The 16,781-nt window shown below is 38.8% G+C and carries 17 protein-coding genes; 13 read left to right on the forward strand and 4 right to left on the reverse strand.

Features of this window, described 5'->3' with window-relative positions; translation table 11 throughout:
• Positions 1–63 precede the first annotated feature (63 nt).
• Positions 64–723 carry a hypothetical protein gene (locus tag NSTC745_RS13535; RefSeq protein WP_445637599.1) on the reverse strand — a complete coding sequence of 220 codons (660 nt, stop codon included), beginning with the start codon at positions 721–723 and terminating at the stop codon, positions 64–66.
• An 11-nt stretch (positions 724–734) separates the two neighbouring features.
• Entirely contained in the window at positions 735–947 is a 213-nt protein-coding gene (locus tag NSTC745_RS13540; protein WP_445637600.1) for a DUF2997 domain-containing protein, read from the reverse strand.
• Positions 948–1,243: 296 nt separating this feature from the next.
• Between NSTC745_RS13540 and NSTC745_RS13545 the strand changes: the two genes are divergently transcribed.
• From NSTC745_RS13545 to NSTC745_RS13600, 12 genes are all read left to right on the forward strand, one after another.
• The gene (locus NSTC745_RS13545; protein ID WP_445637601.1) at positions 1,244–2,539 is read left to right on the forward strand and encodes an STM4015 family protein; all 1,296 of its coding nucleotides are present in this window, start codon (positions 1,244–1,246) and stop codon (positions 2,537–2,539) included.
• Between the two features lie 133 nt (positions 2,540–2,672).
• Positions 2,673–3,176, forward strand: coding sequence for a hypothetical protein (locus NSTC745_RS13550; protein ID WP_445637602.1), 504 nt, complete (start codon positions 2,673–2,675; stop codon positions 3,174–3,176).
• Between the two features lie 224 nt (positions 3,177–3,400).
• Positions 3,401–3,844 (forward strand): hypothetical protein, encoded by a 444-nt coding sequence (locus tag NSTC745_RS13555; protein WP_445637603.1) that lies wholly within the window; start codon positions 3,401–3,403, stop codon positions 3,842–3,844.
• 82 nt (positions 3,845–3,926) lie between these two features.
• Complete coding sequence (locus NSTC745_RS13560; protein WP_445637604.1) at positions 3,927–5,147, forward strand: hypothetical protein; 1,221 nt, start codon at positions 3,927–3,929, stop codon at positions 5,145–5,147.
• Positions 5,144–6,403 carry an STM4015 family protein gene (locus tag NSTC745_RS13565; RefSeq protein ID WP_445637605.1) on the forward strand — a complete coding sequence of 420 codons (1,260 nt, stop codon included), beginning with the start codon at positions 5,144–5,146 and terminating at the stop codon, positions 6,401–6,403. Before NSTC745_RS13560 ends, NSTC745_RS13565 begins: the two co-directional genes overlap by 4 nt.
• 22 nt (positions 6,404–6,425) lie before the next feature.
• Positions 6,426–7,601 (forward strand): STM4014 family protein, encoded by a 1,176-nt coding sequence (locus NSTC745_RS13570; protein WP_445637606.1) that lies wholly within the window; start codon positions 6,426–6,428, stop codon positions 7,599–7,601.
• 1 nt (position 7,602) lies between these two features.
• Entirely contained in the window at positions 7,603–8,403 is an 801-nt protein-coding gene (locus tag NSTC745_RS13575) for an STM4013/SEN3800 family hydrolase (RefSeq protein WP_445637607.1), read from the forward strand.
• Positions 8,404–8,511: 108 nt separating this feature from the next.
• Positions 8,512–9,903: an STM4012 family radical SAM protein gene (locus tag NSTC745_RS13580; RefSeq protein WP_445637608.1), complete on the forward strand. Its 1,392-nt coding sequence runs from the start codon at positions 8,512–8,514 to the stop codon at positions 9,901–9,903.
• A 45-nt stretch (positions 9,904–9,948) separates the two neighbouring features.
• A complete protein-coding gene (locus tag NSTC745_RS13585; RefSeq protein ID WP_445637609.1) occupies positions 9,949–11,211 on the forward strand; it encodes an STM4015 family protein in 1,263 nt (420 codons plus the stop codon).
• An 18-nt stretch (positions 11,212–11,229) separates the two neighbouring features.
• Entirely contained in the window at positions 11,230–12,084 is an 855-nt protein-coding gene (locus NSTC745_RS13590) for an STM4011 family radical SAM protein (RefSeq protein ID WP_445637610.1), read from the forward strand.
• A gap of 207 nt (positions 12,085–12,291) precedes the next feature.
• Positions 12,292–12,630, forward strand: a complete 339-nt coding sequence (locus NSTC745_RS13595; RefSeq protein WP_445637611.1) for a hypothetical protein — start codon at positions 12,292–12,294, stop codon at positions 12,628–12,630.
• Between the two features lie 6 nt (positions 12,631–12,636).
• Positions 12,637–13,533, forward strand: coding sequence for an alpha/beta fold hydrolase (locus NSTC745_RS13600; RefSeq protein WP_445637612.1), 897 nt, complete (start codon positions 12,637–12,639; stop codon positions 13,531–13,533).
• A gap of 393 nt (positions 13,534–13,926) precedes the next feature.
• Here NSTC745_RS13600 and NSTC745_RS13605 read toward each other — a convergent pair whose 3' ends face one another.
• On the reverse strand, positions 13,927–14,946 hold the full coding sequence (locus NSTC745_RS13605; RefSeq protein WP_445637613.1) for a tRNA-dihydrouridine synthase family protein: 1,020 nt from the start codon (positions 14,944–14,946) through the stop codon (positions 13,927–13,929).
• Positions 14,947–15,266: 320 nt separating this feature from the next.
• Positions 15,267–16,040: an ABC transporter permease gene (locus NSTC745_RS13610; protein WP_445637614.1), complete on the reverse strand. Its 774-nt coding sequence runs from the start codon at positions 16,038–16,040 to the stop codon at positions 15,267–15,269.
• 451 nt (positions 16,041–16,491) lie between these two features.
• Between NSTC745_RS13610 and NSTC745_RS13615 the strand changes: the two genes are divergently transcribed.
• Positions 16,492–16,677, forward strand: coding sequence for a hypothetical protein (locus tag NSTC745_RS13615; RefSeq protein WP_445637615.1), 186 nt, complete (start codon positions 16,492–16,494; stop codon positions 16,675–16,677).
• Positions 16,678–16,781: the final 104 nt, after the last annotated feature.

Here is a 16,781-nt window from a genome sequence, read left to right on the forward strand (position 1 = left end):
ATTCCCCGCGTCCCCGCGTCTCCCCATCTCCCCATCCCCCCATCTCCCCATCCCCCCATCTCCCTATCTCCCCCCTCCCGGCAAACTCCGACTAACCTTAGCAGGGCAAAGAATTCTTCCTTGATGCTGATAGCCAATAAATCGAATGTAAACTAATTCACCTTCGGTAATATCAGCGGTGTCTGGTTGATGAAGTTGGGAATTATAAGGGACTTGTTGCCAAGGTTTGCCTATCTGTTCGTAACCCCATTTACTAAGAAGATTATCTAGAGGAGTAAACATCGAAAGCAGATTTTTCACGGGCAATTCTGGTTTAACACTCACCATCTGGTGAATGCTGGGGTAGTTTGTCAGTAATGTCTGCAATTGCTCAAATGTGGAAGTGCGAAATTCTTCTGTTAGTTGTAGACGTTGCTGTTGCAACTCTTCATGGAGTCGCACGCCTTCTTGATGCAGTGCGGCTTTTTCAGAAATAAGTTGCTGTATTTTTTGCTCTAATTCTAAGTATTTTTGTTGAGATGTTTGGAGTTCATCTTCTAGTAATTTGATTTGAGATTGCGCCAACCCTAACTTATCAATTCGCTTGTTTGGTTGAGAAGCGATCGCCGCGTTAATTACTGGAATAATCAAAAGTAACGCCAAAAATCCGATTGCGATCGCTAAAATACTTTCCAGAGAAAACATTCCACTTCCCTGGATGTCTGATATGATGTCTGCAAGCATCTGTATCTCTCCTATTGTTGTTTGAGAGACTGTTGTTCTGTTCCTGTGACGTTTGCTTCTCCCTCGTAATATTCAGGAAGCAGTTCTTGAGTTTCTACGTCTCCCAAAGCATCTTCGATTCCAGACGTTGTGCTGGTACAACTTGCACCAGAAGCACCGATCGCTGTTTCCGTAATTTTTCCATCTTTACCGATGCGATACTCAATTTTTTGATACTCAGCCATAAGTAAAATATCTATATTTTCAAGGTTTTCAAGCAATACGCAGTTATTCCGTTGTATCACTTTTGCTAGTTAACTGCAATTACCATCTGGCACTAGCACAAACAAATAAATGTGTCAGGGCTTTACTAATTTACTAAAACAAATGTACTATTTTTGATGAGATTACACAAGCCTCAAAGAAACCGAGTCAAAATTATGAGTGTGTTATTTGTTACAAATTGTGGGCGATCGCTACTTTAGCAAACTTGTAATAAAGTTTTTGGGAACCCTAATTAAGACTTGAAAGGTAAAGCAACATGACTGACAATCAAAATCAACCCAGAGATTATGATGCTGTACTTGGCGGACAATCGCCGCCTCCTATAGATGGAGTTGTTCTTGGAGGAATTGAGGGAATTAAGCGTTGTTTATCAAATCCTGTAGCTAATGTGCGAATTGCTGCACTCAACGAAGCCTTGAAATATGGTGATGCAGGGTTGGATGTTTTGATTCAAGCGTTGCAAGATAAATCGAGATTAGTACAGCGTTTTGCTTATCGAGTATTAAAACAAAGAGTGGAACCGCAAGTTATACAAGCATTGCAAACATATAAACCTTGGAACTTGGAAGAGAGAATAGATAAGTATTATGTGTATAAAGCTACTCAATTTGCTAATCGGCAAGTTGTAGATTTTAATCCGAATATAAGTATTATAGAACCCGTTAACAAGGCTTACGCTCTTAGATGCGGTGATTATGAATATTATGATGAAGATTTACGTAGACTTGTACAAGAAGCTAATGAAGACAATTTGCTGAGTCAACTTAATAGACTTCTGCAAGAACCTAACGCCGACAAATTAGAAGCTTTAGTCTTTGGTTTGTGGCCGCAAGCTTATGAAAGGGGTTCAAGTAGTATTGTCGAAGCTTTAGTTAATACGAAAAAATATTTAACTAATCTCAAAGCTGTTTTTATTGGTGATATCGAACCTGAAGAATGCGAAATTTCTTGGATTCAGCAAAGTGATATCAGCCCGATTTTGCAAGCTTATCCCCAACTCGAAATTTTACAAGTTCGTGGTGGCGACGGTTTACATTTTAGTCCACCAGTGCGACACAATAACCTCAAAACTTTAATTGTAGAAACTGGGGGATTAAGTCGGGATACCGTCGCACAAATTTGTAATATGAATCTGCCAGCATTGGAACATTTAGAATTATGGTTTGGCAGTGAAGATTACGGTGGAGACTGTTGGGTTGAAGATATACATCCGATTCTTTTTGAAAATAAGTTTCCCAACTTAACTTATTTAGGATTACGCAATAGTCAATTTACTGATGAAATAGTCAATGCTATTGTGACTTCTCCAATTATTAATTCTATCAGCGTACTTGACCTGTCGATGGGAACGTTGAGTGATGCGGGGGCTGAAGAGTTGCTGAATTGTGAAGCTATCAATTATCTTGATATTCTCAATATCTCAGAAAGCTTTTTGTCTGAAGAAATGATTGAGAAATTATCTGGTTTAGATGTGCGTGTTTTGGCAAGTAATCAGAAAAAAGAAGATGATGATAGCTATATTCATGGTCGCTATTGTTCTGTAGCCGAGTAATTGCAGATTGTCAGTTTAGCGATCGCTATTACTCAGTCTGGGAATAAACTATACCTCAAAGTAGTACAAAAATACAGAGGTTATACATAGGTTTGATGCGTCGCAGATATTTTAAAAATCAGTAAAACCCAAGATGAACAACAATCCAAATCAACCCAGAGAATTTGATGCGGTGCTTGGTGGAGAACTACCACCTCCTGTTATTGGCGTAGTTTTAGGGGGGCTTGAGAGTGTAAAGAGTCGCTTGCAAAGTCCAATTGCAGAAATACGATGTATGAGTATTACTCAAGCAGCGAATTATGGCAAGGAAGGCTTAGATTTAATAATTGCAGCCTTAAACGATGCTTCAGGACAAGTGCGAAATTGTGCATATAATTTGTTGCTAGAAAAAGCACAAGATGTATTCTTACAAGAATCAGATTTAAAGATAAGGCAGGCTTTATTTCATAAAGTAAGACTAGCTTTATTTCATTTTGATAAATTCAAGATGTTTACAACCTTAAAAGATTGGGTAATTCATGACTATCAATATAACGATTGGTATGGCATAACAGAAAATATTGGATATAAGTTAAAGAATATTAACGAGTTAGATTTTTTAATACAAAAATCCCAAAACGTGGACTTCAGGCACTAGTAATTAATCTCTGTAGAGGTGCAATTGATAGTAATAAGGTTGTTGATATTTTATTAGATAACTATAATCGTTTTCCTGGACTCAAAGCTTTATCTATTCTGATTAACAACCATTCAATAATAAATGATGCTAGTAAGCTTTTAGAAGTTTATCCTTACCTTAGTTTATTAGAGCTTAGAGGATTTAAGAAGGTTACTTTTAAGAAATACATAAAACCTAATAATTTGAAAACATTAATTATTACTAGTGGTTATGTACAGCATTTTATCAATATTGAATTACCAGGATTAGAATATATTAATTTAAAATGTCGCAATTCAGCCCGAATTCATATTCAACTAGGTATAAATAATCAGCAATCAGATATTTCGCGTTTAAGGCGGTTTGGTAATTTTTTTCCTCAACTGAGATATTTAGGTTTAAGAGGTAGTGCAGGTTATAACACAATTGTTTCTCATATAGTAGATTCAGACATATTAAACCGCCTAGTTGTATTAGACCTTTCAGATGGAGATTTAGGAGATATAGAAGCAGAGACTTTATTGAATAGTCCCGCAATTAATTGTTTACATACTCTCAATGTTAGTAAAAATTGTTTATCTCCAGCTATGGTAAAAAAGCTATATCAACTCAAGTGTAAAGTAATTGCTGAACCACAGAAAGCTTAACATAGTAAACCTTAGCAGCAAAATAAACATATTTTATATTTAGCGATGCCAAAAATAAAATTAGTATTTTTTAAGCAAAATCATGAATAATCATCCAAAACAACCGCAAGAGTTTGACGCAGTAATTGGGGGCGATGCACCTGATAGTCGTGCTGTTCTAGGAGGAATTGCGGGAGTTAAGAGTCGGTTAAAAAGTGGAGTTTTTGAGTTACAGGTTGCGGCGCTGACTGATGCATTAAATTATGGAAATCCAGGTTTAGATTTAGTGATTGAAGCCTTGCAGGATTCCTCATATAAGATTCATAGAATTGCAGTTGAACTATTGCAACAAACAGAAGGTAAAGGAAAGCAAGCACTTTTAGGATGCGAACCTTGGTTATTTTTTACAACTTTGCAAGATTGGACATCTGAAAAATTTAATTCTAATACAGGTATCATCAACCCATTTGAGATAGCCTATATAGTCAATATCGAACAATTAAAGTTATTATTGCAAGACCCACAAGTTAGTCAAATTGAAGCTTTAATTTGTCATTTATCTGGGTACGACTGTTATTACGAAGTTAGCCCCGATTTTTATAGTTATGTTGATACCCTTTATGAAGCACGTCAGCAGTTAACTAATCTGAAAGCTTTATTTATTGGTGATAGCCGAGACGAATACTACAAAAAATCTTATATAGGTGTTGGAGATATAACTTTAATATTGAAAGCTTGTCCTAACCTAGAGGTACTACATATTCGTGGTTGCTGCAACGAATTGGAATGTGAAAAACTACAACATAAAAGTTTGAAAACTTTAATTATTGAAACAGCAAATCTCAGTGATGTAGCAATTTATCGTCTTTGTTCGCTCGATTTACCAGCATTAGAATATTTTGAATTATGGATGGGCAGAACTTCCGAACATAGTTCTGATGATACTATTGATAGTCTCAAGCCAATTCTTTTTAGTGAATCATTTCCTAATTTAAAATACTTAGGTTTGCATAGCGATTATGCTGATGCAATAGCCGATGCGATCGCTCAATCTTCTTTTATGGCTGAATCTCCCATTCTTGCAACTCTTGAAGTACTAGATTTATCAATGGGAAATTTGACTGACGCAGGTTTGAACGCTTTGATTGAATCAGAGGCGATTATTAATCTACATACCCTCAATATTGCTCACAACTACGTTTCAGAAGAGTTTATTCAGGAGATTAAACAATCATCCCTAATTGATTGTTTATTAATTGCTCATTCTCAAGAAAAGAGATATGAAGGATATAGCCCTTCTCGCTATTCGGCGTTATATGAATGAAAAATTTTTCCGATAAATTAGGATTAGCTAAAATGAACAACAATAACAATCAGCCGAGAGAATTTGATGTAGTACTTGGTGGAGAAGCACCACCTCCTATTAGTGGTGTGGTTTTAGGAGGAATTGAAGGAGTTAAAAATCGGTTGAGAAGTTCGGTTGTGGAGGTGCAAGTTGCAGGACTTTCTGAAGCTTTAAATTACGGGGATGAGGGTTTAGATTTAGTAATTGATGCTTTGAAAAATTCTTCACAACAGGTAAAGCGTATCGTGGTGAGGTTATTAAAAGAAAGGGGAGGAAAAAAAGGAAAGCAAGCAGTAATAGATTATGACATTTGGTTATATTTTCACTTGCTAACAGAGTGTAAATTTGAGAATTTTGACCCTGCTATTGGCATCACAGATGTAATTGATACAGCCTATGTCCTTGGATATGTTGAATACACTCCTTTCGACTTTAGCCAATTGGAAGCTTTGTTTAGTGATTCTCAAGCTAATAAAATCCAGGCTTTAGTTTGCCAAATATGGGCATGTCCCTACCGTAATACAAGTGCTGACGATATCATAAAAGCTATTTCTTCTGCATCTAAGAAACTGACTAGTCTTAAAACTCTTTTTATTGGAGATGGATATGATGAGCCATACAGAGTTTCTTATGTTTCTTTGGGTGATGTTAGCCCAGTGTTGACCGCTTATCCAAACTTAGAAGTTTTGCAAGTTCGTGGTGATGACTCTCTAAATTTCAGTCCGGTACAACACGATAACTTAAAGACATTGATTGTTGAAACTGGTCAGGGAATCAGCTATCAAACTATCGATCAAATTTATCTTCTTGATCTGCCTAATCTAGAATATCTAGAATTATGGCTGGGTAGAGATTATGATTATCATTATGAAGAAATAAATTTAGGTATAAGCAGATTGATGACTCTTCTGGAAAATCAATTATTTCCTAAACTAAAATATTTAGGTTTAAAAAGTTGTGAATATACGGACGAACTTACTAAATATTTAGTTAAATCTCCTTTAATAGATACTCTTAAAATATTAGATTTATCAATGGGAACGTTAACAGATAAAGGCGCACAAGTTTTATATAATTGTTCAAAAATTAATCAGCTTCATACACTGAATGTTTCCATGAATCGTTTATCCTCAAGTATGATTCAGCAGCTATCTCAACTCAATTGTCGCGTAGAAGCAGAACCGCAAGATACTGAAAGTAGTGTAGGGTTGCGCTACTGGTCTTTGTATGAATGAAATCAAAAATAGAAAATAAATAATGTTTAACTTTATCCTCATCGCCAACCCTGAAAATCGCCGTGTCGGTTTCTTCCAACAAGCACTAACTCATTTCAACTTACCACCAGCCACGGTAGTAGATTACGCAGATTTAATTTCAGATAAACAAACCCTCGAACAATTCAACGCACCCAACACTATTATCCGCTTCGATTCTCCAGAAAAGAACTTTGATATCGATAAAGCCATCATCGCCGCAGGTTTCAACCTATCAGATAACGGACAACATCAACGCATCAGTCCTGGCGAAGCTATGGAATTAGAATTCGACAAAGGACGCATACTTTACCCGCGACAGTGGTATTTAGGTTGGCGATATCTATTACAAAAATGGGAATCTCAACTTACTCCTCTTCAGGCTTACTTCATGAACCATCCGCAAGATATTGCTGTGATGTTTGACAAACCAGCCTGTCACGAAAGATTCAGCCATCACAATATTCCCGTTCCTCGTTCTCTAGGTAAAATTCACAATTACGAACATTTGCGCGAACAAATGCAAACCGAGGAAATAGAACGAGTCTTCGTCAAACTTTCCCACGGTTCCGCCGCTTCTGGAGTCGTTGCTTATCGCGCAAATTCCCGTTTTGAATCAGCCATTACCACCGTCGAACGAGTGCGCGAAAATGGGGAAACTCTACTTTACAACTCCCGGAAAATTAGCCACTACACTCATCATGAAGAAATCGCCGATATCATCAACATTTTGACAGCAGAAGGCGTACAAGTTGAAGAATGGCTACCCAAAGCACATTTACAAGGATGCGGTTTTGATGTGCGTGTCGTGGTTATCAATGGTGAAGCACAGCATATCGTTGTTCGCCTTGGTAAAAGTCCGATGACAAATTTACATTTAGGGAATGAACGAGGAGATGCAGAGGAGTTTTTAGCAAAAGTTGGTGTAGAAAATTGGGAGATGATGAAGCGAACTTGCGAACAAGCAGCAGCGTTATTTCCTGATAGTTTGTATTGCGGAGTTGATTTGTTAATTTTACCAGATTTGAAAACTCATGCAATATTAGAGATTAATGCTTTTGGCGATTTACTACCGGGTATTTTATGGAATGGTATGGATACTTATACGAGTGAAGTTAAGGCAGTTTTGGAACGAACCGCAGAGGCGCAGAGAACACAGAGAATAAAGAAAAATTTTTAATATGTTTAATATGAATCAAATCGTGGGAACTCACGATATCTTATTTATCACTCTAGACACGCTGCGTTATGATGTTGCCAAAAATCTACTCATACAAGGACACACACCTAATTTAGAAAAAGTTTTACCTAAAACAGGCTGGGAAGAACGCCATTCACCTGGAAATTTCACTTACGCGGCGCATCATGCTTTTTTTGCCGGCTTTTTACCCACACCTGTAACGCCAGGAATTCACCCCCGAATTTTTGCATTAGGATTTGAAGGAAGTACCACCACAACCGATAAAACTTGTGTGTTAGATAGCTCAAATATTGTTAGTGGATTAGCTGCTAAGGGATATCATACAGTTTGCATTGGTGGAGTTGGTTTTTTTAACAAACGTAACCCTTTAGGTAATGTAATTCCTGGGATGTTTGCTGAAAGTTACTGGAGTCCAGAGTTAGGTGTTACTAACCCAAAATCTACAGAAAATCAGGTAAATTTGGCGGGGGAAATTTTAGAAAAAACGCCACATAATCAACGGATATTTTTATTTATAAATATTTCCGCTTTGCATCAACCAAATTACTTTTACCTTCCCAACCCAAAGGATAAAATCGACACCATTGAATCTCACGCCGCAGCTTTGGAATATGTAGATAGTCAATTAGCCAAACTCTGGAATATTATACGCCAAAGACATTCTACATTTTGCATTCTGTGTTCCGACCACGGGACAACTTATGGTGAAGATGGTTACACTGGACATCGACTTAGCCATCCTGCGGTTTGGACTGTTCCTTATGCTGAGTTTATTTTATGAAAACCTCACGCAGAGGCGCATACTTCGACTTCGCTCAGTAACCAGAGGCGCGGAGAGTTTCTCTGTGTCTCTGCGTCTCTGCGTGAAACTTAATTCTTTTTAAATCCTATGCTGACAATTCAAAATCTCAAATCTAAAATTGCCCAGTCTCCGTATCAAGCATACGTTTATTCTTATCCCCACAAAACAGCTTATCGTCCTTTCAACCCACCTATATATCTCCCGGAACTTTGGACGCAGCAAGATAGACAGGCGCTATTTCTTTACATACACATCCCGTTTTGTGAAATGCGTTGTGGTTTCTGCAATTTGTTTACCACAGTCAGCCACAATGAAGATTTTATCAGTCAATATGTCCGCACGTTACAGCGACAGGCGCAACGGATGAAAGCGGTGTTGGGTGATGCGTCATTTGCGAGGTTCGCTATCGGTGGCGGAACTCCAACTCAGTTACCCATTGGACACCTCGAAACTGTTCTCGATATCGCTGAAAATACGATGGGTGCGAAATTACAGGAAATTCCGATTTCTGTGGAAGTTTCACCAGAAACCGCAACTGAGGAGAAGTTAAAGCTGTTACGATCGCACTCCGTTAATCGTGTTAGCATTGGTGTCCAAAGTTTCATCGAATCGGAAGTCTTAGCAACCCAGCGCCGTCAATCTAACACTCAAGTAGAAGCAGCTTTGACAAGGATAAAAGAAGCTGGATTTCCGACTTTGAATATTGACCTAATTTACGGTTTACCCGGTCAAACCGTCGATACTTGGTTGCAATCAATACATAGTGCTTTGCGCTTTCAACCAGAAGAAATCTATCTGTATCCCTTGTATGTACGGCCGTTAACAGGTTTGGGACGCACAGATAAAGAATGGGACGATATTCGTTTAGCTTGTTACCGCGAAGGGCGATCGCTCCTGTTGTCTGAAGGGTATACTCAAGTATCTATGCGGATGTTTCGACAAGGGGGACAAGGGGGACAAGGTAGCCATCTTTCTCCCTTGTCTTCCCCCTCTCCCATGTCTCCCTTGTCTCCCCTATCTCCCCCCTCCCCCGTCTACTGCTGTCAAGCCGACGGTATGGTTGGTTTAGGTTGTGGCGCACGTTCCTACACCAATACTTTGCACTACTCCAACGAATATGCGGTGGGAGCAAAGGGAATTCGTGATATTTTGCAAGCATATATTCAAACAGCCGATGAGTTATTTGACTACGCGCACTATGGGTTTCAACTAGATGCAGAAGAACAACGTCGGCGATATATTTTATTATCTTTACTTTCTAATGAAGGATTAAATCTCGTTAGCTATCGCCAGCGATTTGCTAGTCAAGTAGACGCTGATTTTCCAGAACTTTCAGAATTGCTGACTTTAAATTTGGCGATAAAAGATGAATATAGTTTACATTTAACTGAATTTGGTATTGAACGTTCTGATACTATCGGCGCGTGGTTATTTTCTGAAAAAGTTCAAGAATTAATGCATGATTATGAGTTGAGATAGTGAGTTTTTAATCATATTTGTATAGAAGCGATTAATAAGGAAAATATGACAAACAATCAAAATCAACCTAAAGAATTTGATGCGGTACTCGGCGGCGAAGCACCGCCACCAGTACAAGGTGCTGTTTTAGGTGGAATTGAAGGTGTTAAACAACGCTTGGCAAGTTTTCTAATCAAAGCCAGAATCGATGCTGTAAATGATGCATTGAAATATGGGAATGTAGGTTTAGATTTAGTCATTGCGGCTTTAAATGATGAGTCATCACAGGTGCAACGTTCCGCTTATTTATTACTCAGAGAAAGAACAGAATTACAAGTGCAACAGGCTATTAAAGCCTATAAAAGCTGGAGATTACCTGAGCGTTTAGAGTGGTATTCAGAGGATCGTGTTAGGAAATTTGCTAATAAAAGGGTTGAAGATTTTGACCCAGCAATTGGAATTATAGACCCTAGTAGAATAGCTTATGCTGTAAGATGTCATCAGATTAGCTCTGACGAATGGGAAGATGTAGAAGTTTTGAGAGAAAAACTGAATACATTAACTCGACATACCAATGCAAGTAAAGTTGAAGATTTGGTAATTGGTAGGTGGGATAATGTATGTTATGACATTTCCAATTCCAGTGTTGTAGTTAATGCTTTAGTTGAGGCTAAAGATAAACTGAAGAATTTGAAGGCTGTATTTATTGGTGATATGGATTTTAATGACTGGCCGATTTCTACTATAAAGCAAAGTGATATCAGTCCTTTATTAAAAGCTTATCCTCACTTGGAAATTATACAAATACGTGGAGGAGATGGTTTACAATTCAGTCAGTTACAACATGATAATTTGAAGGCGATTATCATTGAATGTGCGGGATTAAATCAGAAAACCATAGCACAAATTTGTGCTTTAGAATTACCAGCATTACAACATTTAGAATTATGGCTAGGAAATAATAGATACGGTCGTAATTCATCTATTGAGGACTTAATGCCAATTATTAGCGGTGAATTATTTCCAACTTTAAGTTATTTAGGGTTACGAAATAGTGAATATTCTGATGAGATTGCTCGTGCGCTAGTTAATGTACCTACAATCAAGTTTCTCAATATCCTCGACTTAGCAATGGGAACTCTTTCAGATGAAGGTGCAGAAGCTTTATTCAACTGCTCACACGTAAATAAACTTGATATTTTAAATCTTAATGAGAATTTTTTGTCTTATGAAATGATTGAGCGTTTATCCCAGCTAGACTGTCAATTAATTTATCGTCGTCATCAGAAACACTCTAGAGGCGGCCGCTACTGTTCTATTGCTGAATAATCAAATTTAATTATTAATATGCACCTCACCATCCTCTATCGCGGTTCTTTAATTAGTTGCAACTACGGTTGTGAATATTGCCCCTTTGCTAAACGCCAACAAACAACCGCAGAATTAGCAATCGATAAACAATCTTTAGAAAAATTTGTCAATTGGATTTCCCAACATCCCCAACATCAATTTTCAATCCTATTTACACCTTGGGGAGAAGCTTTAATCCATTCTTGCTATCAGCAAGCACTGATAAAATTAACGCAGTTGCCCAATGTTAACAAAGCAGCAATTCAAACTAATCTATCTTGTAATTTAGATTGGGTAGAGGAATGTAATAAAGATAAATTGGCACTTTGGGCAACTTTTCATTCAGAATGGGTGTCACGCGATCGCTTTTTAGCAAAATGCCTCAACTTAGACAACAAAAATGTCAAATTTAGCGTTGGAGTTGTCGGTTTTCCTAAGTTTAAAACCGAAATAGCCGCTTTACGTCAGGAGTTACCAAACCACATTTATTTGTGGATTAATGCTGTCAAAGCTGAACTTCCGAATTTATTACAAGCAGACAGAGAGTTTTTCCAATCTATCGATCCGTTATATGAATTAAATACTCATCATTATCCTAGCTTTGGGCATTCTTGTCGGGCTGGAAAATCAGCGATTTCTGTTGATGGTGAGGGTACAATGCGCCGCTGTCATTTTATTAAGGAACCAATTGGTAATATTTATAATTTGGAATGGGAAACAGCTTTAGTTGAGCAACCTTGTACTAACCAAACTTGTCACTGTCATATTGGTTACGTTCACCTGGATTATTTAAAAATGGATCGGGTGTTTGGTTCTGGGATTTTAGAAAGAATTCCCGATAGATGTCCCTAACACCCCACCCCCAACCCCTCCCCTTAGCAAGGGGAGGGGAGACAAAGCGCAGCTTTGGCTCTTTGGGGTTCTTATTTTCGGATATTTACAAGCGAGAATACAGTGCTATTTTAAAAGTAGAAAGTAGTTTGATTGAAAGTGCTTGTTATTACTATGAAAATTTTAAAATTAGTCCTGCCAATCCTATTACTACTAAGCACGCCTGCTATGGCAGTTGAATTGAAAGGGCAGAATATCGATGGTCAAAAGTTGCCTGCCACAGCTTACTATTATGCAACTGGCGGGGTATACAAAGTTCAGGTACGCTTTCACAAAAAACGAGCGACAATTTATTTTGATGACGGCAACCAAATAACCATACAGTTGAACCAGGAAGCGATCGCTGACTCAAAGAATATTCAAGGCTTTGGAATGCTAGGGCAATTTCCTATCAATGCAATATTCAGTGTTGGGCTAATCTATGGCAATAATTGGCTCGGCGCCAGCGATAATCAATTCCAACAGTCCAATCCTCTCTCCGGGTTGTGGAAAATTAGTTTGGAGTAAATACCAATGTTTCCTAATTTTCTGCCATCACAAGTTAATCGACTAACAGATCCAAAAGCGATCGCTTTCGTTCAAAGTATTCAAAGAATCGCCCTTGCAACTTCCCTGAGTCAACACCCAATCCTCACAACGTACATTCAAAAAGGTAACGGAGGAACGCCAATTCTACTGTTGCACGGTTTCGACAGTTCCATTCTAGAGTTTCGTCTGCTGTTGCCATTGCTGGCTACTCAAAATGAAACATGGGCAGTAGATTTGTTAGGTTTTGGCTTTACACAAAGGCAAAAAGAAATAATCTACAGCCCAACAACAATTCAAATTCACCTTTACGATTTTTGGAAAACTTTAATCAACAGACCGATTACACTAGTAGGTGCATCAATGGGAGGTGCAACTGCAATTGAGTTTGCTCTCACTTATCCTCAAATTGTAGAATCCCTAGTATTGATTAATAGTTTAGGTTATACTTGCGCTCCCACATTTAGCAAATACTTGTTTCCTCCTTTCGACTATCTTGCTGTAGAATACTTGCGTCAACGTAATATTTTGGCATTAAATTTAGCCAGTATTTTAACAAGCTTTAATAACACAGTAATTTTGGCTATTCAGTGTGCAATGCTACACCAAGAAATGCCTAATTGGCATGATGCTATGAGTTCTTATGTGAAAACTGGCGGTTATACTAACTTGGCAAATAGAATTGCCCAAGTTGATAAACCAACACTGATTTTATGGGGAGAAGCTGATGATATGCTCCCAAAGGAAGATGCAGAGAAATTTCACCAAGATATTCTCAATTCTCAGCTAATCAAGCTGAAAAATTGCGGTCATGCCCCCCAAATTGAACAACCCCAAATGACATTTCAATATATTTTACAGTTTCTAAATAATGGTAAAATTTAATCGCTTTTGAAGTAATACAGTTTCACTTTAATGATGATACAAATACGTTGGTAGGGAACATTGGCCATTGGTGTCAATTTAACGTGAAACCTTTGTCATGACGTAGTTTTGAATTCACTCATTCAATATCACGATCCGCGTTACCCCACCCCGATTTTGTCTAAAGCCAAAATCGCCCCTCCCCTTAGCAAGGGGAGGGGTTGGGGGTGGGGTGAAACGCATGTGGGATAAGCCTTTGAGCTTAAGTTGACACCAATGGGCAATGTTCCCTACGCGAAATCTATATGTATCAGGCTTTTAATGAAATGGTGTAAACTTTTAGCCTTCATTAACAACCCTTTTCTTCCCTGCTTCCCTGCTTCATAAATGATAAGTCTCTTAACAAACACGATCTTACACACTTAAAGAGGGTACTAGGGCTAAAGTTTTCGACGGATCGCTAAGGAGAAAGCGATCGCAGAGGCTAAACAATTCTAACTCGGTAGAGGTATGTCGCATTAAGCGCAGGAAATGACCTTCGGCATCAACGCTCAAAGCAATGTAGTTGAGGAACATTTTCAGGTAGCCAAGACGCGATCGCTCTGGCATATTTGAGGCTGTGGGGGTTTGCCATAAACGATCGATATAATTGCGTACCTCTATTAAAGGAACAGGTGCGATCGGCTCGAAGCGCAAGGCTTGGCGAATTTGATTAAAAATCCAAGGGTTGCCAATGGCCCAGCGTCCCACCATCACGCCTGCCGCGCCGGTTTGAGAAAGCACTTCAATAGCAGCTTTCGCCGAGTGGATATTACCATTGGCAAGCACCGGACAACGGACTCGTTTGACTGCTTGAGCGATTAAATTATATTTCACCGCTCCGTGGTACATGTCCTTGACGGTGCGACCATGTAAACTCAGCAAATCAATGCTGTGGCGATCGATTAGATCTAAAATTTCGTAAAAAGTATCTGTATTTTCAAAGCCTACGCGCATCTTGACGGTTAAAGGGCGATCGCTAACTGCCTGCCGCAGTTCTGCCAAAATCCGATCTACCTTTTGTGGCAAAAGCAGCAATCCACCCCCAACATTTTTACGATAGATTCTAGGTGCTGGACAGCCCATGTTCAAATCAACTCCAGCGATATTATAGTGGCACAGTTCCTTGGCTGTTCTTACTAAGTCTGGAATGCTTTCGCCGATCATTTGAGCAAAAACTGGGCGACCCGTATCGTTTTCGGTAATTGCTGCCAGAATTTTACCATTGAGGCGTGAGGTCTCATTAACGCGGAAATACTCGGTGAAAAAGTAGTCAGGACTGCCGTAGTGGGCAATGACCTTCATAAACCAGAGATTTGTCACATCTTGCATGGGCGCAAGAGCAGTCAGAGGTAGGTTTTTGTGAAGCGATTGGGGGAGAGATACCTGGGACATAGAGATTCCAGCGATGTGCAATATAAAACTGCCCTGGCTTTTGTCCAGAGCAGTTTTTCATAGAAGTAAATTTTAATAGGAGACTTTTAGTATTGTCCCCTAGTTTATGCATAGTTAAGTATTGTTATACAATACTATTCACCTCAAGTTTCAAGCTTTACGCAAAAAACGAATAATCTTGAAGTTGCCATTATAAAGTTAAGAAGCGATCGCCTTTTCTGGCACTCAACACCCCTAAGCAAAGCTATTCATCGCCAAACTCCCGCAGGACGAGCATTTTCGGGTACTAGCACCAGCTTTGGAAGCTACATAATACTAAATCACAATCTTCTTTCAACTATTAACATTCGCCAATAAGATAACCATCCACCTAAAACCATCATCACAGCAAACACTACTAAAAACCAAAAGTGCGATCCAATTTTATCGAGTTCATCGCCTTTTGCTGATACTGCTACCAGGGCTTCATTCATGTGATAAATCGGGTTAAATTGGGCGATATTTATTAATGTTTTCGGAAACAATGAACTGGGTAAAAAAGCTCCCCCTAATATTAATAAAGGAACCCCAAAAGCTGCTACCAGAGCATTTACATCTTCAATTCGCCGTGCTAATTGTGTTCCTAAAATAAAGCCTAAGCCAACGTAAGCAACAATACACATTAAAATAATTGTGAATCCTAAAAAAAGTGAGCCTTTGAAGGTAGCGCCCCAAAAGCTGGCAATAGTATAAACCAAAAGTGTTTGCCCAATGCCAATACAGCTATGAGCGAGAAAAATTCCTAAAAAATAGGATGTACCACTCAAAGGAGAAATAAATAGGCGTTTGAGGGTTTTTTGTTCTCTTTCTGCAACTACAGTGGCGACGCTACCACCCAAGCAACTAAAAAATAGTGCTGCACCTGCTAAAGTCGAAGGTGCAGTATATTCAAAAGCAACATTGAGGGATAATTTTGCTCGTTCGGCTAATATAAAGCCACTCAGAATTAATACTGAAACTGGGAAAATACTCCAAAAAATTAAGCTGCGTTTGCGGCGTAACAGTTCAGTTAAAATACGCGCAGCTACAGCTATAGTTTCACGCCAATACTTCATTATGTCAGGGATTGGGAATTGGGCATGGGGCAAACAGGGCAAACAGGGTATGGGTAAAGGGAAAGGGGTAAGGGGAAAAGGGGAAAGGTTAAATTTATTCCTTTTCCCTTTAACCTTTTCCCCTGCCTCCCCTTGTCCCCTTGTCTCCTGTGCCTCCCGCCCCTCTGCTCCCTCATTGTCTCATTAGCCTTGTCACGCCACTATAGATACTGAGATTTTTTCATACTAAGCCTGTGCGTCTCTGAACGCTGCGATTTTAAGGAAGCGAATACTGTAAAATTTATAACTCAGTAACTTGATGAGCGATGCGATCGCAGTTTTTGGCGACGGTTCAATTCATCATAGCCAGTTCAACCAAACAAAGCTAAATTGATTTGTTGTCATTAACAGACTAATCTTGGCAATGTAGATATTAGGTAAAGCACAATAACCCAAATTATAGGAAATTCTGATGAGTCGTTCAAAATTAGTTGCCATTATTACAGGTGCGATTTCTGTTATTTTAGCGATCGCCTACCTCATCCTCGTCCAACTGTTAGACTACCGGGACATGAAACCCGCCCCCATTAGCCAATTTGACCCAGCGCCTGCGATTATTTCTCAGCTTTGGCAGATTGACAAAATTGCCAAAGTATAATCTACATTCAGTTTATTTATATCTGTTCTTATTTGCGGCAGTTTTCATCAAAATAGGGACGCACAGCTAGCTAGTGCGTCCCCTGCTTAATGTCTATCGATAAA

This window comes from Nostoc sp. DSM 114161, assembly GCF_052692665.1.